This is a genomic window from Caballeronia glebae, assembly GCF_001545035.1.
In the GTDB taxonomy this organism is placed as follows: Bacteria; Pseudomonadota; Gammaproteobacteria; order Burkholderiales; family Burkholderiaceae; genus Caballeronia; species Caballeronia glebae.
Genome location: NZ_FCOJ02000065.1, coordinates 1 through 21,472, shown reverse-complemented (window position 1 = coordinate 21,472; position 21,472 = coordinate 1). Strand labels below are relative to the sequence as shown.

The window sequence follows — 21,472 nt, the reverse complement described above, 5'->3', positions numbered from 1 at the left end:
AAGCCGTCAGCGGCGTTTGACGAGATATTGATACGTGAAGCCCGGAAAGGCGAACACGACGAAGAGACTGAAGGTGATGGCGTAGAACTGCCATTCCTGATCGAATCGGTTGCCGGCGCGCGCTTCGAGCATGAAGCCGAGCGCGCCGACCACGAAGTAAAGAACGATTAGCTCGCCGATGCGAATCCACGCGCTCTTCTTCGCCGCCCGGTGTCCCGTCGGCGCCGGAAGCGGCAACGGGACAAAGGCGAAGAGGCGCTGATTCAGGAACGGCACGTTGGCGAAAACCAGCGCCAACAGCACGATGAACCAGCCTGCCGCCGACATTACAGCGGCAAGGTATGCGTGATCGCCGTGAGGCACGCGCTCATCAACGGACCCGGCACCAGGCCGAGGACCAGCACGGCGAGGCCGTTGAACGCGAGCAGCGAACGGTTCAGGCCGCCGGCGAGGATCGGCGATGTGTCTTGCGGCGCATCGAAGTACATCAGCTTGACGACGCGCAGGTAGTAGAACGCGCCCACGAGCGAGGTCATCACGGCGAGGACGGCGAGCCACGTGAGGCCGGCGTTCATCGTCGCTTCGAGCACGGCGAGCTTCGCGTAGAAGCCGACCATCGGCGGGATGCCGGCGAGCGAGAACATCATGATCATCATGACGAAAGCGAACACCGGGCTACGCTGGTTCAGACCCTTGAAGTCATCGAGCATTTCAGCTTCGAAGTCGCGGCGCGCGAGCAACATGACCACGCCGAAGCTGCCGAGCGTCGTCACGAGATAAACGATGCTGTAGAACATCGCCGAGCTGTATGCGCCCGCCGCGCCCGTCACCTTGCCGTCGACCACGCCGGACAGCAGACCCAGCAGCACGAAGCCCATGTTGGCGATGGCCGAGTAAGCCAGCATCCGCTTGATGTTCTTCTGCACGATACCCGTGATATTGCCGACGATCAGCGAGAGCGCCGCGAGGATCACGAGCATTTCCTGCCAGTCGACCGCGAGCGGCAGCAGGCCCATTACCAGGAAGCGCAGACCCCATGCGAATGCCGCGACCTTCGGTCCGCCGCCGGTGAGCAGCGTCATCGCGGTCGGCGCGCCTTGATAGACGTCGGGCACCCACATGTGGAACGGCACCGCGCCCATCTTGAACGCGACACCCGCCACGATGAAGATCGCGCCGAACAGCAGCACGGCGTCGTTGATGCGGCCCGAAGCGACGGCCTTCAGCACTTCGTTAAGATCGAGCGAACCGGTCGCGCCGTAGATCATCGAGATGCCGTACAGCAGGAAGCCGGATGCGAGCGCGCCGAGCACGTAGTACTTCATCGCCGATTCGTTCGACTGCGGCACGTCCTTGCGCAGCGCGATGACCGCGTACAGCGAAAGCGACATCAGTTCGAGGCCGAGATACAGCGTGAGGAAGTTGTTGCCCGAAATCATCACGCACTGGCCGAGCAGCGAGAACAGGCCGAGCAGGAAGAAGTCGCCGCGGAACAGATCGCGGTCTTCCAGATACTTCTTCGAATAGATTATCGATACCGCGTAGCCGAGACACACCACCGCCTTCATCGCGCTCGCGAACGGATCGACGATGTACATGCGCGTGAAGAAATAGTGCGGCGTCGGGTCGAGCGCCGTGAAGGCGAACCACACGCCGACCACGATCGTCGAGACGAGCGCGATCAGGTAGGTCGTGCCGCGGCTCTTCGCGCCGAACACCGTGTCGTTCAGCCAGGCCAGAACGACCGACGCCATTAGCACCGCGTCAGGCCAAAGGATACTCATAGAGGCGTTTTGCATGATCTTTTAGTTCCTCCGCACGACGTTACTGAGCCAGCGGCAGCTTGGACTGCGCGACGTGGGAGAGCAGGTTTGCCACGGATTCGTGCATCACGTCGGTAAAGGGCTTTGGATGCAGGCCCATGTACAACGTGAACACTGCAAGGATGGCGAGCATCAAGAATTCGCGCTTGTTGATGTCCTTGAGCTTCGCGACGTGATCGTTCGCGACCGCGCCGAAGTACACGCGCTTGTACATCCACAGCGTGTAGGCCGCGCCCAGGATCAGCGTGAAGGTGGCGAGGAATGCGATCCAGAAGTTGTACTTCACCGCCGCAAGAATCACCATGAATTCGCCGACGAATCCCGAGGTGCCCGGCAGGCCGCAGTTGGCCATTGCGAAGAGCATCACGAATGCCGCGAACTTGGGCATCGTGTTCACGACGCCGCCGTAATCCGCGATCTGGCGCGAATGAACGCGATCATAGAGCACGCCGATCGAAAGGAACATCGCGCCCGAGATGAAGCCGTGCGAGATCATCTGGATGAGCCCGCCTTCGACGGCGAGCTGGCTCGACGGCCCGAACATGAAAAAGCCGAGCGTGACGAAGCCCATGTGCGCGATCGACGAATATGCGACGAGCTTCTTCATATCGGCCTGCACCAGCGCGACGAGGCCGATGTAGATCACCGCGATCAGCGACAGCGTGATGACCACCGGCGCGAGGAAATGGCTCGCATCCGGCGTGATAGGCAAAGAGAAGCGCAGGAAACCGTACGCACCGAGCTTCAGCATGATCGCCGCCAGCACGACCGAGCCGCCCGTCGGCGCTTCCACGTGCGCGTCAGGCAACCACGTGTGCACCGGGAACATCGGCACCTTCACGGCGAAAGCCAGGAAGAACGCTATGAATAGCAGCACCTGCGGCGTCATGTCGAGCTTCGCGGCCTGCCACGTGGCGAGGTCGAACGTGCCCGTCTGCGTGTAGAGGTACAGCAGCGCGACCAGCATCAGGAGCGAGCCGGCCAGCGTGTACAGGAAGAACTTGAACGCCGCATACACGCGATTCGGGCCGCCCCACACACCGATGATGATGTACATCGGAATGAGTGTGGCTTCGAAGAACACGTAAAACAGCAGGCCGTCCGCCGTCGAGAACACGCCGATCATGATGCCCGAGAGGATCAGGAAGGCGGCCATGTACTGCGCCACGCGTTCGGTGATCACTTCCCAGCCGGCGATCACGACGATCACCGTGATGAGCGCGGTCAGCACGACGAACCACATCGAGATGCCGTCCACACCGAGGTGATACGTGATGTTGAAGCGCTCGATCCAGCTCGTTTGCTCCACGAACTGAAGCGCGGCCGTCGACGTATCGAAGCCGGTTATGAGCGGAATCGTGACGATCAGCCCGAGCACCGAGCCGATCAGCGCGACCCAGCGCGCGGGCGCCGGGTTGCGATCGTTACCAACTGCGAGCACCAGCAGACCGAAGATGATCGGCAGCCAGATCGCGACACTGAGAATCGGAAAAGAATGCATAGGTCCCTCGCCTTATTTGCCGCCGAGCGTCACAAACAGGGTCAAGAGCCCCAACATGCCGAGAATCATGGCGAACGCGTAGTGGTAGATGTAACCGGATTGAAGGAAGCGGATCACACCGGCGAACCAGCCCATGAACCGCGCACTGCCGTTGACGATGCCGTCGATGACGACCACATCGCCCTCTTTCCACAGACCGCGGCCGATGGCGACCGCGCCCTTCGCGAACACGACCTCGTTGATCTTGTCGCAGTAGTACTTGTTTTCGAGCAGCACGTAGATCGGGCGGAACGTGCGCGCCACGACCGCGGGCAGGTCCGGGCGCTTCATATAGAAGAACCACGCGACGATCACGCCGAACGCCGCGAGCCAAACCGGACCCGGCGTGACGATGCCGTGCAGCGCCATTGCGCCCCAGCCGTGGAATTCTTCAGCCATTTCCTTCAGACCTTCGTGGTTCTCACCGATGAAGATCACCTTGTCGAACGCCACGCCGTGCGCGAAGAAGTCACCGTAGATCATCGGGCCGATCATGATCGCGCCGATGATGATCGACGGAATCGCGAGCAGCACGAGCGGCAGCGTCACCACCCAGGGCGTTTCATGCGGCACGTGAGCGTGGCCGTGATCGTCGTGACCGTGCCCATCGTCATGACCGTGACCGTGCGCTTCGGCCTGGCCCATCGGCGAATCGGGATGCTTCGGACCGCGGAAGCGCTCTTTGCCGTGGAACACCATGAAATACATGCGGAACGAGTACAGCGCCGTGACGAACACGCTCGCGACCACCGCGAAATACGCGAAGCCCGAGCCTGCCAGATGCGAGTACTTCACGGCCTCGATGATCGAGTCCTTCGAGTAGAAGCCCGAGAAGAACGGCGTGCCGATCAGCGCGAGCGAACCGACGAGCGACGTGATCCACGTGATCGGCATGTACTTGCGCAGGCCGCCCATGTTGCGCATGTCCTGATCGTGGTGCATGCCGATGATGACCGAGCCCGCGCCGAGGAACAGCAGCGCCTTGAAGAACGCGTGCGTGCCGAGGTGGAACACAGCGACCGGGTAGGCCGAAACGCCGAGCGCGACCGTCATGTAGCCGAGCTGCGAGAGCGTCGAGTACGCGACCACGCGCTTGATGTCGTTCTGCACGACGCCGAGAAAACCCATAAACAAGGCCGTGATCGCGCCGATGACCGTGACGAACGAGAGCGCCGCGTCGGAATGCTCGAAGAGCGGCGACATGCGCGTCACCATGAAGATGCCGGCCGTCACCATGGTCGCCGCGTGGATCAGCGCGGAGATCGGCGTCGGGCCTTCCATCGAGTCCGGCAGCCAGACGTGCAGCGGGAATTGCGCCGACTTGCCCATCGCGCCGATGAAGAGGCAAATGCACGCGACCGTCAGGAGACCCCATTGCGTGCCCGGGAAAGTCATGGCCGCGAGCTTGTCGCCTTGCGCGAACACGTCGGCGTAGTTCAGCGAACCGCCGAATGCGAGCAACAGGCCGATGCCGAGCAGGAAGCCGAAGTCACCCACGCGGTTCACGATGAACGCCTTCATGTTGGCGTAGATCGCGCTCTCACGCGTGAAGTAGAAGCCGATCAGCAGGTACGACACGAGGCCCACCGCTTCCCAGCCGAAGAACAGCTGCAGGAAGTTGTTGCTCATGACGAGCATCAGCATCGAGAACGTGAAAAGCGAGATGTACGAGAAGAAGCGCTCGTAGCCGACTTTCTCGTCCGCCATGTAGCCGATCGTGTAGATGTGCACCATCAGCGAGACGAAGGTCACGATGACCATCATCATGGCGGTCAGCGAGTCGACCAGGAAGCCGACTTCCATCTTGAGCGCGCCGACGTTCATCCATTCGTAGATGGTCGCGTTGAAGCTCGCGCCGTGCATCACGTCGTTGAAGACGAACAACGAAAGGATGAACGAGATGAAGACGCCGAGGATCGTCACGCGGTGCGCGCCCTTGCGCCCTACCCATTTCGCGAACAGCCCTGCGATCAGCGAGCCCGCAAGCGGCGCCAGCGGGACCGCGAGCAGGAGGTTTTCATTAAGTGTCGTGGACATAACTGCCTAGCCTGAAATTAACCTTTGAGCTGATCGAGGTCCTCGACGTTAATCGTGTCGAGGCTACGGAACAGGGTCACGAGAATCGCGAGGCCGATCGCGGCTTCAGCAGCGGCGACGGTCAGCACGAAGAACACGAAAATCTGGCCGTGCACATCGCCCAGATAGTGTGAGAACGCGACGAAATTGGTGTTCACCGCGAGCAGCATCAATTCGATGGCCATCAGGATGATGATGACATTGCGGCGGTTCAGGAAGATGCCGACGATGCTGATCGCAAAGAGGATCGCACCGAGCACGAGGTAATGGGCAAGACTCAACATATTCGATATCTCCTTCGCGCTCAGCCCTTGTTGTCGACCGTGCCCGCGCCGATGTTGCCGGTCACGGCAGGTTCGGTGGAGGCGTCCGGCGCCTCCGTCTCGGACTTCATCTTCACGATTCGCACGCGGTCTTGAGCGCGCACCTTGACTTGCTGGCTGACCGTTTGCGTCTTCTTGTCCTTCTTGTCGCGGACCGTGAGCGAGATCGCCGCGATGATCGCGACCAGCAGCACGAGGCCAGCGATTTCGAACGCGAAGATGTAATCGGTGTAGATGACCTTGCCGATCAGTTGCGTGTTCGGCATCACCGCTGCGCCAGTCACCGCCGCCGAGGTTTCGGGCGTGACCGTGCCGCCGTAGCCGTGCCACAGGATCAGCGCCGTTTCGATCACGATGATCGCGCCGACGATGCTCGCGAGCGGCACGAAGCGCTTGAAATCCCGCCGCAGCACGTCGATGTTGATGTCGAGCATCATGACCACGAACAGGAACAGCACCATCACGGCGCCGACGTACACGAGAACCAGCAGAATCGCGAGGAATTCGGCTTGCAGCAGCATCCAGATCGCGGCCGCGTTGAAGAACGAGAGCACGAGGAAGAGCGCGGATGACACCGGGTTGCGCGAAGTGATCACCTTCAGCGCGGAAACGACCAGCAGCAGCGCGAAGATATAGAACAGTACGGTTGTGAATTCCATGATTACCGGTTCATCGTTAGGCCATCATCAGGCATGGTGTGTCGGCGCTCGTGGCTGTTCTTCCTTTGAACGGACAGAACACGACCTCGGCGCGCGCCGCAGTGTGCCAAACAGCAACAACAAAGTCGCTCTGGCGCGATGCCCGGAACATCAGGTTCCGGGCATCGCACTCATATCAACGATAAGGCGCGTCAGCCGCCTTCGACGCGGCGATTTCCGTCTCGTAGCGATCGCCCACCGCAAGCAGCATGTCTTTTGTGAAATACAGGTCGCCGCGCTTTTCGCCGTGATATTCGAGAATATGCGTCTCGACGATCGAGTCGACCGGGCAGCTTTCTTCGCAGAAACCGCAGAAGATGCATTTGGTCAGGTCGATGTCGTAACGCGTCGTGCGACGGGTGTTGTCCGCGCGCGTTTCCGATTCGATCGTGATCGCCATCGCCGGGCACACTGCTTCGCACAGCTTGCAGGCGATGCAGCGCTCCTCGCCGTTTTCGTAACGGCGCAGCGCGTGCAGGCCGCGAAAACGCGGCGAGATCGGGGTCTTTTCTTCCGGGAACTGCACCGTGATCTTGCGCTGGAACGTGTAACGACCCGTCAGCGCGAGACCCTTCAGCAGCTCGGTCAGGAAGAAGGTTTTGAAGAAGTTCTGAATTGCGTTCATGATGATTTGGTCCGCTCTTGTCCTGGGTTCGTCCGACTACTTCCAGATGTTGAGCGGCGACATGATCCAGAAACCGACCACGACCACCCAGACCACCGACACCGGCAGGAAGACCTTCCAGCCGAGGCGCATGATCTGGTCGTAGCGGTAACGCGGGAAAGTCGCACGCGCCCAGATGAAGACCGACAGCAGCAGGAAAACCTTGAAAACAAACCAGAATACGCCCGGAATGAACGTCAGGAAGCCAAACGGTGCATCCCAGCCGCCGAGGAACAGCGTCGTCGCGATCGCCGAGATCACGATCATGTTGATGTACTCGGCGAGGAAGAACAGCGCGAACGCCATGCCCGAGTAATCGATCATGTGGCCCGCGACGATTTCCGATTCGCCTTCCACCACGTCGAACGGGTGACGGTTCGTTTCGGCGATGCCCGAGATGAAGTACACGACGAACATCGGCAGGAGCGGCAGCCAGTTCCACGACAGGAAGTTGACCCCGAAGCCCGCGAAAATGCCGCGTTGCTGCGAGTGCACGATTTCCGACATGTTCAGCGAACCCGCGACCATCAGTACCACGACGAGCGCGAAGCCCATCGAGATTTCGTAGGACACCATCTGCGCCGCGGCGCGCATCGCGCCGAGGAACGCGTACTTCGAGTTCGACGCCCAGCCGGCGAGAATCACGCCGTACACGCCAATCGACGAAATGGCCATGGCGTACAGCAGCCCAGCGTTGATGTCGCCGAGCACCGCCTTTGCCTGGAACGGAATGACCGCCCAGACCGCGAAGGCCGGCACCACGGTCATGATCGGCGCGATCATGTAGATCCACTTGCTGGCCGCCGTCGGCTGAATGACTTCCTTGAGCAGAAGCTTCAGCACGTCTGCGATCGGCTGCAGCAAACCAGCCGGACCGACGCGGTTCGGGCCAAGACGCACGTGCATCCAGCCGATGAGCTTGCGTTCCCAGAGAATCAGGTACGCCACGCACAGCAGGATGACCACCGAAACCACCAGGATGCGGACCACCGCCCACACCGTCGGCCATGCGAAGCCCAGAAGCTGCGAGCCGCCTGCGTTGATCGTATCGAACAAGCCCATTTTTACGCCTTCTCCACTACCAGTTCACCGAACAGGCCGCCGAGCGCGGCGCCAGCCGTCGTGCCCGCCGACACGCGGACCACCGATTCCGCGAGGTTCGCATCGCGGACCGCGGGCAATGTCACCGACAGATTACCTTGGCGGATACGCACTGCTTCGCCGTCCTTCAGGCCGAGCTTGTCGAACAGCGCGGTCGGGAGGCCCGCCACGTTCGCATCGCGTGCGGCCGCCGTCAGATGCAGCGACGGCGCGCGGCGCACGAGCGCATCGGCGTGATAGATCGGCACATCGGCGAGACGCTGCAGGCCGCTGCCGTTCAACGCGATGTTCGATGCCGCGCGCCGCGCCTGCACCGTCGTCTTGTTCGAAAGCCGCGCGCTCAGATCGCCCGTGCCCAACGCCGCGATACGCACTTCTTCAGCCGTGTCGAACTCGAAGCCCGGCAGACCGAGGATCGTGCCCAACACGCGCAACACCTTCCAGCCCGGACGCGTTTCGCCCAGCGCGCGCACGACGCCGTTGAACGACTGCGCCGTGCCTTGCGCGTTGACGAACGTGCCCGACGTTTCCGTGAACGGCGCGATCGGCAGCAGCACGTCCGCGTAGTCCATGCCGTGCTTGAACGGCGACATCACGACGACCATTTCCGCGGCCTTCAGCGCGGCGATGGCCTGCGCCGGACTGGCCGTGTCGAATTCCGGCTCGGCGTTCAGCAGCACGTAGCCCTTGCGCGGCTGCTCGAACACTTCGCGTGCGTTGAGACCGCCCTCGCCCGGCAATGCATCGACGAGATGCGCGCCGACCGAGTTCGCGCCTTCCGTAAGGAAGCCGAGCGTCGCGCCGGTATTGTCGGCGATCCACTGGGCCGCCGCCTGAATTTGCGCAAAATCCGGATGCTGAACCGCGAGGTTGCCGAGTAGCACGACGCGCACTTCGCCCGCCGACAGCGATGCCGCGACGTCTTTCGCCGCCGCCGACACTTCGCGTGCTGCGAACGCGTCCGGCAGCGCGACGCCGCGCGCTTCCGCAACCGCGGCAGCGATGCCGGCCAACTGATCCAGCCACGCCGACGGCGCCGCGACCAGGCGATGCGCGGTCGGAATAAGCGAGTCGTCGTTGCTGGCGTTGAGGAAAGTGATCTTCGCGCCATTCTTCGCTGCCTGACGCAGACGCGCGGCGAACAGCGGATGATCGCGACGCAGGAACGAGCCGATCACGAATGCGGTGTCGATGGTCGACAAATCCGCGATTTTCGTACCGAGCCACGGCGCGCCGACGCTCACCGGCGCCGAGAAATCGTTCTGGCGCAGACGGAAGTCGACGTTCGGCGTGCCGACGCCTTCAGCCAGTTGCTTCAGCAGATGCAGTTCTTCGACCGTGCTGTGCGGCGTGGCCAATGCGGCGATGGCGTTCGCGCCATGATCCGCCTTGATGCCCTTCAAACCCTTCGCGACGTATTCGAGCGCGGTCTGCCAGTCGGTTTCGATCCAGTTGCCGCCCTGCTTCAACATCGGCGTGGTGAGACGCTCGTCGCCGTTCAGCCCTTCGTACGAGAACCGGTCCTTGTCCGAGATCCAGCATTCGTTGATGGTTTCGTTTTCCATCGGCAGAACGCGCATCACACGGTTGTTCTTCACTTGCACCACGAGGTTCGCGCCGACCGAATCGTGCGGGCTCACCGACTTGCGGCGCGACAGTTCCCACGTACGCGCGCTGTAGCGGAACGGCTTGCTCGTCAACGCACCGACCGGGCACAGGTCGATCATGTTGCCCGACAGTTCCGAATCCACGGTCTTGCCGACGAACGACGTGATTTCCGAATGCTCGCCGCGACCCAGCATGCCGAGCTCCATCACGCCGGCGACTTCCTGGCCGAAGCGAACGCAGCGCGTGCAGTGGATGCAGCGCGACATCTCTTCCATCGAGATGAGCGGGCCGACGTTCTTGTGGAACACCACGCGCTTTTCTTCGCTGTAGCGCGACTGCGACTTGCCGTAACCGACGGCCAGATCCTGCAACTGGCACTCGCCGCCCTGATCGCAGATCGGGCAATCGAGCGGGTGGTTGATCAGCAGGAATTCCATCACCGACTGCTGAGCCTTCACGGCCTTGTCGGACGTGGTGCGCACGATCATCCCGTTCGACACCGGCGTAGCGCAGGCGGGAACAGCCTTCGGCATCTTCTCGACTTCGACGAGGCACATCCGGCAGTTCGCCGCGATCGAGAGCTTCTTGTGATAGCAGAAGTGAGGAATGTACGTATCGACCTTGTGCGCAGCCTGGATCACCATGCTGCCTTCAGGCACCTCGACCGTCTTGCCGTCAATTTCTAGTTCAACCATGATGGATAAAGATCCTCAACCCATGTCCGCGCATCTGACTGCGCGCCTGATTACGCGGTAAGCGCTTCGGACGGCGCATGATGCGCGTGCCCGCCGACGAGACAATGCTTGTGCTCGACGTGATATTCGAATTCGTCCCAGAAGTGCTTGAGCATGCCGCGCACGGGCATTGCCGCAGCATCGCCCAGCGCGCAGATCGTGCGACCCATGATGTTCTCGGCGACTGAATTCAGCAGATCCAGATCTTCCTTGCGGCCGAGACCGTGCTCGATGCGATGCACCACGCGATACAGCCAGCCCGTGCCCTCACGGCACGGCGTGCACTGACCGCACGACTCTTCATAGTAGAAGTACGACAGGCGCAACAACGAGCGCACCATGCAGCGCGTTTCGTTCATCACGATGACCGCGCCCGAGCCCAGCATCGAGCCGGCCTTCGCGATCGAATCGTAGTCCATGTCGGTCGCGAGCATCATGTCGCCTGGCACGACCGGCGCGGACGAGCCACCCGGAATCACGGCCTTGACCGACTTGCCGCGCACACCGCCCGCCAGTTCCATCAGGGTCGAGAACGGCGTGCCGAGAGGGACTTCGTAGTTGCCCGGACGATTGACGTCGCCCGACACCGAGAAAATCTTCGTGCCACCGTTGTTCGGCTTGCCGAGTTCGAGGTAGTTCTGCGGGCCGACTTCCAGCAGGAACGGCACGGCCGCGAACGTTTCGGTGTTGTTGATCGTGGTCGGCTTGCCGTACACGCCGAAGCTCGCCGGGAACGGCGGCTTGAAGCGCGGCTGGCCTTTCTTGCCTTCGAGCGATTCGAGCAGCGCGGTTTCTTCGCCGCAAATGTACGCGCCGTAACCGTGGTGCGCATACAACTCGAACGAGAACCCGGAGCCCAGGATGTTCGCGCCGAGATAGCCGGCCTGGCGCGCTTCTTCGAGCGCCGCCTCGAACACGCGATAGACTTCGAAAATCTCGCCGTGGATATAGTTGTAGCCGATGGTGATGCCCATCGCATACGCGCCGATGGCCATGCCTTCGATCAACGCGTGCGGGTTCCAGCGCAGGATGTCGCGATCCTTGAACGTGCCAGGCTCGCCTTCGTCCGAATTGCAGACGAGATACTTCTGCCCCGGAAACTGACGCGGCATGAAGCTCCATTTGAGGCCGGTCGGGAAGCCCGCACCGCCGCGGCCGCGCAGACCCGACGCCTTGACGTCGGCGATCACCTGCTCGGGCGAAATCTTCTCTTCGAGAATGCGGCGCAGCTGCTTGTAGCCACCGCGCGCGACGTAATCTTCGAGATGCCAGTTCTCACCGGTAAGTCCAGCGAGGATCAGCGGCTTGATGTGACGATCGTGGAGTGACGTCATTTCGAAAGTTCCTCGATCAACTGGTCGATCTTCTCGCGGCTCATGAAGCTGCACATGCGATGGTTGTTCACGAGCAGCACGGGCGCGTCGCCGCAGGCGCCGAAGCACTCGCCTTCCTTGAGCGTGAATTTGCCATCGGCCGTGGTCTCGCCGAAATCGATTCCAAGCTTCTGCTTGAGATATTCGGCGGCGCTGTCCGAACCGCCGTCCGGACCGAGCTGGCAAGGCAGATTCGTGCAGAGCGTGATCTTGTGCTTACCGACCGGCTTCAGCTCGTACATCGTGTAGAACGTGGCGACTTCCTGCACCGCCACGGGCGGCATGCTCAGGTAATCGGCCACGAACTGCATGACTTCGGGCGAGAGCCAACCATGCTCTTCCTGAGCGACAGCAAGCGCCGCCATCACCGCCGATTGCTTTTGCTCGGCGGGATACTTCGCGACCGCGCGATCGATTTCTTTCAGGCCTTCAGCTGAGATCATTTTCAGACACGACTCTTTCAATTCCTACCGAACGAAAACCTGCCGCGCCCTTCGTATTGCGGCAGACCTGGCGTTCCTGCGGATTCCTGTTATTGCTTTCGCGTTTTCATGCACGGCGGCTCGACGAGCACACCGCGCAGGCGGCAGTGAATCAGCGATCGATCTCGCCGAACACGATGTCTTGCGTACCGATGATCGTCACAGCGTCGGCGATCATGTGGCCTCGCGCCATTTCATCGAGCGATGCGAGATGCGCATAGCCCGGCGCGCGAATCTTCAGGCGATACGGCTTGTTCGCGCCATCCGAAATCAGGTAGATGCCGAACTCGCCCTTCGGGTGCTCCACGGCCGCGTACGTTTCGCCTTCCGGCACGTGGAAGCCTTCGGTGAAGAGCTTGAAATGGTGAATCAGCTCTTCCATGTTGCTCTTCATGCCGACGCGCGACGGCGGCGCAACCTTGTGATTATCGACCATCACAGGGCCGGGATTCTTGCGCAGCCACGCAATGCACTGTTGGGCGATGCGGACCGACTGACGCATTTCTTCCACGCGCACCAGATAGCGGTCGTAGCAATCGCCATTCACGCCGACGGGGATATCGAAGTCGAGCTGATCGTACACTTCGTAGGGCTGCTTCTTGCGCAAGTCCCACTCGATGCCCGAGCCGCGCAACATCGCGCCCGAAAGACCCATCTGCAACGCGCGCTCCGGACTCACCACGCCGATGCCCACGAGACGCTGCTTCCAGATGCGGTTGTCGGTGAGCAGCGTTTCGTACTCGTCGACACAACCCGGAAAGCGATTGAAAAAGTCTTCGATGAAGTCGAGCAACGAGCCTTGGCGGGTCTCGTTCATCCTGTCGAGCGCCTTCGCGTTGCGGATCTTCGACGCCTTGTATTGCGGCATCGCGTCCGGCAGATCGCGATAGACACCGCCCGGACGATAGTAGGCCGCGTGCATGCGCGCGCCCGACACCGCCTCGTAGACGTCCATCAGGTCTTCGCGCTCGCGAAACGCGTAGAGGAACACCGCCATTGCGCCGACGTCCAGCGCGTGCGAGCCGATCCACATCAGGTGATTCAGCACACGCGTGATTTCGTCGAACAGCACGCGGATGTACTTCGCGCGGATCGGCACGTCGATGCCGAGCAGCTTTTCGATAGCCAGCACATAGCCGTGCTCGTTGACCATCATCGACACATAGTCGAGACGGTCCATATACGGCACGGACTGCAGAAAGGTCTTGGTCTCGGCGAGCTTCTCGGTCGCGCGATGCAGCAGACCGATGTGCGGGTCGGCGCGCTGAATCACTTCGCCGTCGAGTTCCAGCACGAGGCGCAGCACGCCGTGCGCTGCCGGGTGCTGCGGGCCAAAGTTCAGCGTGTAATTCTTGATCTCTGCCATGGCGTTCTCTTAATGTTTCAGACCGCCATAGCGATCTTCGCGGATCACGCGCGGCGTGATTTCGCGCGGTTCGATCGTCACGGGCTGGTAGACCACGCGCCTCTCCTCCGGGTCGTAGCGCATTTCGACGTAACCGGAGACCGGAAAGTCCTTGCGGAACGGATGGCCGATGAAGCCGTAGTCCGTGAGAATGCGGCGCAGGTCGGGATGGCCTTCGAACACGATGCCGTAGAGGTCGAACGCCTCACGCTCGTACCAGTTCGCCGACGACCAGATGTCGACCACCGAAGGCACGATGGGCACTTCGTCGTCCGGAGCGAACACGCGCACACGCACGCGCCAGTTGTTCGTGATCGAGAGAAGATGGCTCACGGCCGCGAAACGCGGACCGTCGTAGACGCCGTCGCCGTAGGTCGAATAATCGACGCCGGAGAGGTCCATGAGCTGCTCGAAGCGCAGCGACGAGTCGTCGCGCAGCTGCTTGCAGACGTCCAGATAGTTGGCCGCCTTGACGACGACCGTCACCTGACCCAGCGACTCGGTAATGCTCTGGAGACGGTCGCCAAACGCCGTCTCGAGGTTCGCTTTGAGGGTCTCGAGTTTGCTTGCCATAGTTTGGGGAGACTCAGCCCTTACTGACGGGCAATGGTGTTGGTGCGGCGAATCTTCGCCTGCAACTGGATCACGCCGTAGACCAGGGCTTCGGCGGTCGGAGGACAACCGGGAACGTACACATCGACCGGCACGATCCGGTCGCAGCCACGCACGACCGAATACGAATAGTGATAGTAGCCGCCGCCGTTTGCGCACGAACCCATGGAGATGACCCAGCGCGGCTCGGCCATCTGGTCGTACACCTTACGAAGCGCGGGCGCCATCTTGTTGCACAGCGTGCCGGCAACGATCATCACGTCGGACTGGCGCGGACTCGGACGAAACACCACGCCGAAACGATCCAGATCGTAACGGGCGGCGCCCGCGTGCATCATTTCGACCGCGCAGCATGCGAGACCGAACGTCATCGGCCATAAGGAGCCGGTGCGCGTCCAGTTGATGAGCTTGTCAGCCGTGGTGGTGACAAAGCCTTCCTTCAAGACCCCTTCGATACTCATTTGTTTTCCACTCCAGATGAGCCGCCAGCCAAAGCCGCCCATGAATCCGGTAATCTAACTGTCATTCCCAGTCGAGTCCGCCCTTTCTCCAGATGTAGGCGAAACCAAGCAAAAATTCGAGCAGAAAAATCATCATCGCCAGGAAACCAGGCCAGCCGATGTCGCGCAGGGACACGCCCCACGGGAACAGGAACGCCGTCTCAAGATCGAATATGATGAAAAGAATCGCGACGAGATAGTAGCGCACATCGAACTTCATACGCGCGTCTTCGAAGGCTTCGAAGCCGCATTCGTACGGCGCATTTTTCTCGGTGTCGGGCCTGTTGGGACCAAGGATCTTGCCGATACTGACCAACGCTATACCCAAACCAAGGCCTACCACAATAAACAAGAAGACGGGGTAATAGGGTGCGAGGTTCAAGGCTATCCTCAGATCGGTAGATGTGGCCTGTATTGATTGGAGCGCTTCAGCCGGGACGGACCACCCGGCGGGAGATATCACTTGGGACCGCTCACGATATCAGCACACTGTGACAACCGCTTTGATGGTTGTCGATGCCGACATGAAAACGTAAGCGTACTCCAGAAGTGACAATGCCAGCCGAAGCGATGCATGCGGCTGGCATTGGATAACTTTGGTGCCGACGGCGAGACTCGAACTCGCACAGCTTTCGCCACTACCCCCTCAAGATAGCGTGTCTACCAATTTCACCACGTCGGCACTGTACTGCAATCCGGGAAAACTACTTCTTAATTGCCGCGAATCGCTTCAAGACTTGAATTATAACTGGGCCCTACGAATTGTTCAACGCACAAAATGCAAATTTCGCGAAAAATCTGTTCTGGCGTTATTTGGGAACGTCAGCGCCCGGCGCGGACGAAGCGACCGGTGCCGAAGCAGGCGCAGAGGCCCCCGCGGACACAGATGCCGGCACGGGAGCCGCGCCGCCCAGCACGCCCGCGGACGTCTGCGGCTTGTAGCTGCCGAGGTAAGTCAGCGTCAGCGTCGTCACGAAAAAGACCGCGGCGAGAACCGCGGTGGTACGCGACAGAAAGTTGGCCGAACCCGTTGCACCGAACAGACTGCCCGATGCGCCGCTACCGAAGGCCGCGCCCATGTCCGCGCCCTTGCCGTGCTGAAGCAGCACGAGGCCGATAACACCCAACGCCGACAACAACTGAACGACGATAATCAATGTCTTCAAATACAGCATTTCAACTCACCCGATTCCTGATGTTCCGTGACACGTTCGTGTCGCACGATGCTCTTTCGCCTGCCCTGCCCGCCCGCCGTTAGACGCTCAATGCGTAACGGTTTGCGCCGCCCGGCAGATCGCCAAAAATTCCTTCGACTGCAGCGACGCGCCGCCAATCAGCCCGCCGTCGATGTCCTTTTGCCCGAACAGCTCCTCCGCGTTTTCCGGCTTCACGCTGCCGCCATACAAGAGCGGCACGTTCGCAACCGTCGCACCCTTCTCCAGCAGCTTGCGACGCAGGAACGCATGGACATCCTGCGCCTGCCCCGGCCGTGCGGTCTTGCCCGTGCCGATCGCCCAGACCGGTTCGTACGCGACCACGATGCCCGCCGCCTGCTCTTCGGTCAGAGTCGACAGCACGGCCTCAAGCTGAGTGCCGATGACCTGCTCGGTCGTGCCCGCCTCACGCTCTTCCAGCGTTTCGCCGACGCAGAGAATCGGCGTAAGCCCCGCTTCGATTGCGCGCTGCGCTTTCGAGGCAACGAGTTCCGGACTTTCGAGATGATACGCGCGTCGCTCCGAATGCCCGACGATCGCGTATGTGACGCCGAAATCCGCCGCCATCTGGGCCGCGACTTCGCCGGTGAAGGCCCCGCCCGTATGCGCCGACACATCCTGAATGCCCCAACGCACCACCGAGCCGCTCAGGAGCGCCTGCGATTGCGCGAGATAAGGACAGGGCACGCACACGCCGACGCTCACGCCCTTTTGCAAAGCCGATGCACCTGCGGCGACTTCGGTCAGCAAGGTCGCATTGTCCCCGATGCGGCCGTGCATCTTCCAGTTGCCCACCACCAGTTTCGCTCGTTCTCTGGACATATGTCTCGTCAGTCGGCGACGGCTTGCAAGAGCCGCCCTGTTATAAAAATGAACCGCTACGAACCGCAAACTGCTTGCAAAACAGGCGATTTTACTGTGTTCCGACGAAACCGGTCAAACCGTCAAAAGCGGGACGCAACATGCAGCACGCGCCCGCAATGAAAATTCACACGTCGTCGCGCCAGTCGAGCACGATCTTGCCGACATGCGTGCTGCTTTCCATCAGCGCGTGCGCGGCGGCCGCATCGTGCGCCGGGAAGACCTGATGGATCACCGGCTTGATGCGTCCGGCCTCAATTTCCGGCCAAACGCGCTCCTTCAGCTTTGCCGCGAGCTTCGCCTTGAACGCGACAGGACGCGGACGCAGCGTCGAGCCTGTGATAACGAGACGCCGCCGCAGCACGTCGTTCAGATTGATCTCCGCCTTCGCGCCGCCGAGCAGCGCGATCACGCAGATGCGGCCGCCGTCGGCCAGCGCCTTGAGCTCGCGCTGAAGATAATCGCCGGCGACCATGTCCAGAATGACGTCGACGCCGCGGTCGTTCGTCAGCGACTTGACCACTTCGACGAAATCCTCCGTCTTGTAGTTGATCGCCCGTTCCGCGCCGAGCGCTTCGCACGCGCGGCACTTTTCATCGGTGCCGGCCGTGGCGAACACGCGAAAGCCAAGCGCCTTGGCGATTTGAATCGCCGTCACGCCGATGCCGCTCGATCCGCCCTGCACGAGTAGCGTCTCTTCCTCGCCGTTCTCGCCCGCGCCCAACTGACCGCGCTCGAACACATTGCTCCACACCGTGAAGAACGTCTCGGGCAAAGAAGCGGCCTCGATGTCCGACAGGCCCTTCGGCACCGGCAAACACTGTTCGAGCGGCGCCACCGCATATTCGGCGTACCCGCCTCCGGCGAGCAGCGCGCACACGCGATCGCCTTTTTTCAGACCGAACGGGTTGTGCCTGGGATCGAAATCGCCATCGACGATTTCACCGGCGACCTCCAGCCCCGGCAGATCCGACGCGCCCGGCGGCGGCGCATAAGCGCCCTTGCGCTGGAACACGTCCGGCCGGTTCACGCCGGAAGCGGCCACTTTGATCAACACCTCGCACTTACCCGGCGCAGGCGTCGGACGCTCGCCGAGTTTCAGGACTTCGGGTGCGCCAAACTCAGTGATTTCGATGGCCTTCATATCCTCTCCCTGTGCCGACCAGAGTTACTGTGGATCCGAACCGGATGGCACTGCGCGCGCGTTAAGCAATCCGCGCTCCACACACTGCCATCGAGTCCGAAAACGCGTCGGACAATGCATAGCGTCCGACGCGTCATACATGAAAACGGCCGGCTCGCTAAAGCGGCCGGCCGTCTACACATTAACGCATTACTGCTGCGGATGCGTGGGTTCTGCTTGCTGCGCGCCTTCGTTCAGAAGCGCCTTCGCCGAGAGACGCACGCGACCCTTTTCGTCCGTCTGAATGACCTTGACCTTCACGATCTGGCCTTCCTTCAGGTAGTCGTTGATGTCCTTCACGCGCTCGTTGACGATCTCCGAGATGTGCAGCAGACCGTCCTTGCCCGGCAGGATGTTCACGATCGCGCCGAAGTCGAGCAGCTTGAGCACCGGGCCTTCGTAGATCTGACCGACTTCCACTTCCGCCGTGATGTTCTCGATGCGCTTCTTCGCGTCGGCCATGCCTTCCGAGCTCGTGCTCGCGATCGTCACGACGCCGTCGTCCGAAATGTCGATGGTCGTGCCGGTTTCTTCCGTCAGCGCGCGGATCACCGAACCGCCCTTGCCGATCACGTCGCGGATTTTTTCCGGATTGATCTTGATGGTGATCATGCGCGGCGCGTAGTCCGACAGTTCCGTGTTCGTGTGCGGAACCGCGGCGGTCATCTTGCCGAGGATGTGCATGCGGCCTTCCTTCGCCTGCGCGAGCGCGACCTGCATGATTTCCTTCGTGATGCCCTGGATCTTGATGTCCATCTGCAGCGCCGTGACGCCTTGCGACGTGCCGGCCACCTTGAAGTCCATGTCGCCGAGGTGATCTTCGTCGCCCAGGATGTCGGTCAGAACCGCGAACTTGTTGTCTTCGAGAATCAGGCCCATCGCGATGCCCGCGACGTGCGCTTTCATCGGCACGCCGGCGTCCATCAGCGCGAGGCAGCCGCCGCAGACCGAAGCCATCGACGACGAACCGTTCGATTCCGTGATTTCCGACACAACGCGGATCGAGTAGCCGAATTCGTCGGCGCTCGGCAGACACGCGACCAGCGCGCGCTTGGCCAGACGGCCGTGACCGATTTCACGACGCTTCGGCGAACCGACGCGGCCCGTCTCGCCCGTCGCGAACGGCGGCATGTTGTAGTGGAGCATGAAACGCTCGCGGTATTCGCCTTCGAGCGCGTCGATGTTCTGCTCATCGCCCTTCGTGCCGAGCGTTGCGACGACCAGCGCCTGCGTCTCGCCACGCGTGAACAGCGCCGAACCGTGCGTACGCGGCAACACGCCCGTGCGGATTTCGATCGGACGAACCGTGCGCGTGTCGCGACCGTCGATGCGCGGCTCGCCGTTCAGGATCTGCGTGCGGACGATCTTCGCTTCGATGTCGAACAGGACGTTGCCGACCGTAGCCGCATCGGCCGCTACCGTGCCGCCCGCCGCGGCTTCTTCCGCCAGCTTCGCCGACGTCGCCGCGTAGACTTCCTTTAGCTTGGCCGAACGCGCCTGCTTGTTGCGCAACTGATAAGCCGCTTCGAGTTCCGGCTTGGCGATTTCCGCGACGCGCGCGATGAGCGCCTCGTTCTTCGGCGCCGGCTTCCAGTCCCACTCGGGCTTGCCGCCGTCGCGCACGAGTTCATGGATCGCGTCGATGGCGACTTGCATCTGCTCGTGGCCGAACACGACTGCGCCGAGCATCACTTCTTCGGAAAGCTGCTTCGCTTCCGATTCCACCATCAGCACTGCGCGCTCCGTGCCCGCGACGACGAGATCGAGCGCCGATTCCTTCATCTGCGGGCGCGTCGGGTTCAGGACGTACTCGTTGTTGATGTAGGCGACGCGCGCGGCGCCGACCGGACCGTTGAACGGCAGACCCGACACGGCGAGCGCGGCGGATGCGCCGATCAGCGCCGGAATGTCGGCCGGGACGTCCGGATTCAGCGACAGGACGTGGATCACGACCTGCACTTCGTTATAGTAGCCTTCCGGGAAAAGCGGGCGCAGCGGACGGTCGATCAGGCGCGAGATGAGCGTTTCGCCTTCCGACGGACGGCCTTCGCGGCGGAAGAAGCCGCCCGGAATCTTGCCGGCGGCGTAGGTCTTTTCGAGGTAGTCGACAGTCAGCGGGAAGAAGTCCTGACCCGGCTTGGCGGTCTTCGCGCCGACGACGGTTGCGAGCACGACGGTATCTTCGATGTCGACGATCACCGCGCCGCTTGCCTGACGCGCGACTTCACCCGTTTCGAGGCGGACGTTGTGCTGCCCCCACTTGAATTCTTTGACGATTTTATTGAACATTTCGACTCCTTCTACGTTTGCGCCGCGCCGGTCGACTGGCGCGTGCGGGAAGGTCCGGAGCCGCGCTTGAGAGGTGTGTTATGCCATTCCAGCGCGATGCGTTTCGATGAACGTCGTCGCGCTGGAATGACACAAAGCTCCGCTGCGAGGCTGGACCGAGTGTCGGGCCGGATGGATTCATCCGGCGTTAAGCCTGTGTACTGCTGAAACTTCCGGCTACGAGGCAACCAAGCGGCACCGATTGCCGAAAACGCGATCGGGCACCACTTCACGACCGAAACGCACAAAAACAAAGTGCCTGTATCAGCGGACTGACACAGGCACTTCATTAGAACGTTGGCCGCAAAGCCATGCTTGGCGCCAATTACTTGCGCAGACCCAGCTTTTCGATCAGCGAGCGATAACGATCTGCGTCCTTGCCCTTCAGGTAATCGAGCAGCTTACGGCGACGGCTCACCATGCGCAGCAGACCGCGGCGGCTGTGGTGATCCTTCGCGTGCGCCTTGAAGTGAACAGTCAGTTCGTTGATGCGGCTCGTGAGCAGTGCGACTTGCACTTCAGGAGAACCGGTGTCGTTTGCGCCGCGTGCGTGTTCAGCGACGATGTCGGACTTCTTGACTTCTGCTACGGACATTTGCTTTTCCTTTGATACAGACAGGCGGTCACGGAAGAAAGGCCGTGCCGTGGATTTACAAAAAGAATCGGTTCCGGCAATGCGCCAAAAACGAAGCGCAGAGTATATCACGGCGCAATGTCTCGCCGAAGGACTTCCGCGTGGCACGAACCGGGGACCTAGCGCGTCGGGCGCGACATCCGGCAGGTCGTGGGTTGCGCGGTCTTTTCGGCCGGGACGTGCAGAAGCGTACGGAAACCGTAACCCGAACCTTCGTTGTCGAAAGCGACGCCCTTCGTTCCCGCCTTGTCCATTTCGATCACGTAAAGGGGCTGGATCACCTGATGATCGTCGGCGCGCAGGGTCATCGCTG

20 protein-coding genes, 1 tRNA gene and 1 pseudogene are annotated in these 21,472 nt (G+C 61.4%); all 22 read right to left on the bottom strand.

Annotated elements, in window-relative coordinates; genetic code table 11:
- Positions 1 to 6 precede the first annotated feature (6 nt).
- Entirely contained in the window at positions 7 to 327 is a 321-nt protein-coding gene (locus AWB82_RS30625) for a DUF2818 family protein (protein ID WP_086973057.1), read from the bottom strand.
- Entirely contained in the window at positions 327 to 1,799 is a 1,473-nt protein-coding gene (nuoN, locus tag AWB82_RS30620; protein ID WP_086973056.1) for an NADH-quinone oxidoreductase subunit NuoN, read from the bottom strand. The genes AWB82_RS30625 and nuoN overlap by 1 nt, the downstream gene beginning before the upstream one ends.
- Positions 1,800 to 1,824: 25 nt before the next feature.
- Positions 1,825 to 3,324 (bottom strand): NADH-quinone oxidoreductase subunit M, encoded by a 1,500-nt coding sequence (locus AWB82_RS30615; protein ID WP_086973055.1) that lies wholly within the window; start codon positions 3,322 to 3,324, stop codon positions 1,825 to 1,827.
- A 12-nt stretch (positions 3,325 to 3,336) separates the two neighbouring features.
- Positions 3,337 to 5,400, bottom strand: coding sequence for an NADH-quinone oxidoreductase subunit L (nuoL, locus tag AWB82_RS30610; RefSeq protein ID WP_086973054.1), 2,064 nt, complete (start codon positions 5,398 to 5,400; stop codon positions 3,337 to 3,339).
- 17 nt (positions 5,401 to 5,417) lie between these two features.
- Positions 5,418 to 5,723 carry an NADH-quinone oxidoreductase subunit NuoK gene (gene nuoK, locus AWB82_RS30605; protein WP_007588140.1) on the bottom strand — a complete coding sequence of 102 codons (306 nt, stop codon included), beginning with the start codon at positions 5,721 to 5,723 and terminating at the stop codon, positions 5,418 to 5,420.
- A 20-nt stretch (positions 5,724 to 5,743) separates the two neighbouring features.
- Positions 5,744 to 6,421 carry an NADH-quinone oxidoreductase subunit J gene (locus AWB82_RS30600; protein ID WP_086973053.1) on the bottom strand — a complete coding sequence of 226 codons (678 nt, stop codon included), beginning with the start codon at positions 6,419 to 6,421 and terminating at the stop codon, positions 5,744 to 5,746.
- 175 nt (positions 6,422 to 6,596) lie between these two features.
- Positions 6,597 to 7,085, bottom strand: coding sequence for an NADH-quinone oxidoreductase subunit NuoI (nuoI, locus tag AWB82_RS30595; protein ID WP_008341734.1), 489 nt, complete (start codon positions 7,083 to 7,085; stop codon positions 6,597 to 6,599).
- 36 nt (positions 7,086 to 7,121) lie between these two features.
- Entirely contained in the window at positions 7,122 to 8,186 is a 1,065-nt protein-coding gene (gene nuoH / locus AWB82_RS30590; RefSeq protein ID WP_086973052.1) for an NADH-quinone oxidoreductase subunit NuoH, read from the bottom strand.
- A 2-nt stretch (positions 8,187 to 8,188) separates the two neighbouring features.
- Positions 8,189 to 10,528, bottom strand: coding sequence for an NADH-quinone oxidoreductase subunit NuoG (nuoG, locus tag AWB82_RS30585; protein WP_086973051.1), 2,340 nt, complete (start codon positions 10,526 to 10,528; stop codon positions 8,189 to 8,191).
- A gap of 50 nt (positions 10,529 to 10,578) precedes the next feature.
- Positions 10,579 to 11,901, bottom strand: a complete 1,323-nt coding sequence (gene nuoF, locus AWB82_RS30580) for an NADH-quinone oxidoreductase subunit NuoF (RefSeq protein ID WP_086973050.1) — start codon at positions 11,899 to 11,901, stop codon at positions 10,579 to 10,581.
- Positions 11,898 to 12,383 (bottom strand): NADH-quinone oxidoreductase subunit NuoE, encoded by a 486-nt coding sequence (gene nuoE / locus AWB82_RS30575; RefSeq protein WP_086973049.1) that lies wholly within the window; start codon positions 12,381 to 12,383, stop codon positions 11,898 to 11,900. The genes nuoF and nuoE overlap by 4 nt, the downstream gene beginning before the upstream one ends.
- A 151-nt stretch (positions 12,384 to 12,534) precedes the next feature.
- A complete protein-coding gene (locus tag AWB82_RS30570) occupies positions 12,535 to 13,788 on the bottom strand; it encodes an NADH-quinone oxidoreductase subunit D (protein WP_086973048.1) in 1,254 nt (417 codons plus the stop codon).
- Between the two features lie 9 nt (positions 13,789 to 13,797).
- Entirely contained in the window at positions 13,798 to 14,400 is a 603-nt protein-coding gene (locus tag AWB82_RS30565; protein WP_086973047.1) for an NADH-quinone oxidoreductase subunit C, read from the bottom strand.
- Between the two features lie 20 nt (positions 14,401 to 14,420).
- Complete coding sequence (locus tag AWB82_RS30560) at positions 14,421 to 14,900, bottom strand: NuoB/complex I 20 kDa subunit family protein (protein ID WP_006052903.1); 480 nt, start codon at positions 14,898 to 14,900, stop codon at positions 14,421 to 14,423.
- Between the two features lie 61 nt (positions 14,901 to 14,961).
- Positions 14,962 to 15,321, bottom strand: coding sequence for an NADH-quinone oxidoreductase subunit A (locus tag AWB82_RS30555; RefSeq protein ID WP_086973046.1), 360 nt, complete (start codon positions 15,319 to 15,321; stop codon positions 14,962 to 14,964).
- 215 nt (positions 15,322 to 15,536) lie between these two features.
- Positions 15,537 to 15,621: transfer RNA gene (locus AWB82_RS30550), tRNA-Leu, on the bottom strand.
- A gap of 127 nt (positions 15,622 to 15,748) precedes the next feature.
- Entirely contained in the window at positions 15,749 to 16,114 is a 366-nt protein-coding gene (secG, locus tag AWB82_RS30545) for a preprotein translocase subunit SecG (protein WP_086973045.1), read from the bottom strand.
- Positions 16,115 to 16,201: 87 nt separating this feature from the next.
- The gene (tpiA, locus tag AWB82_RS30540) at positions 16,202 to 16,975 is read right to left on the bottom strand and encodes a triose-phosphate isomerase (RefSeq protein WP_086973044.1); all 774 of its coding nucleotides are present in this window, start codon (positions 16,973 to 16,975) and stop codon (positions 16,202 to 16,204) included.
- A 166-nt stretch (positions 16,976 to 17,141) separates the two neighbouring features.
- On the bottom strand, positions 17,142 to 18,158 hold the full coding sequence (locus tag AWB82_RS30535; protein WP_086973043.1) for an NAD(P)H-quinone oxidoreductase: 1,017 nt from the start codon (positions 18,156 to 18,158) through the stop codon (positions 17,142 to 17,144).
- 189 nt (positions 18,159 to 18,347) lie between these two features.
- Complete coding sequence (gene pnp / locus AWB82_RS30530) at positions 18,348 to 20,486, bottom strand: polyribonucleotide nucleotidyltransferase (RefSeq protein WP_086973042.1); 2,139 nt, start codon at positions 20,484 to 20,486, stop codon at positions 18,348 to 18,350.
- A 364-nt stretch (positions 20,487 to 20,850) separates the two neighbouring features.
- The gene (gene rpsO, locus AWB82_RS30525) at positions 20,851 to 21,120 is read right to left on the bottom strand and encodes a 30S ribosomal protein S15 (RefSeq protein ID WP_086973041.1); all 270 of its coding nucleotides are present in this window, start codon (positions 21,118 to 21,120) and stop codon (positions 20,851 to 20,853) included.
- A 158-nt stretch (positions 21,121 to 21,278) separates the two neighbouring features.
- Positions 21,279 to 21,472 (bottom strand): annotated as a pseudogene (locus tag AWB82_RS30520) (branched-chain amino acid ABC transporter substrate-binding protein); the annotation flags it as partial.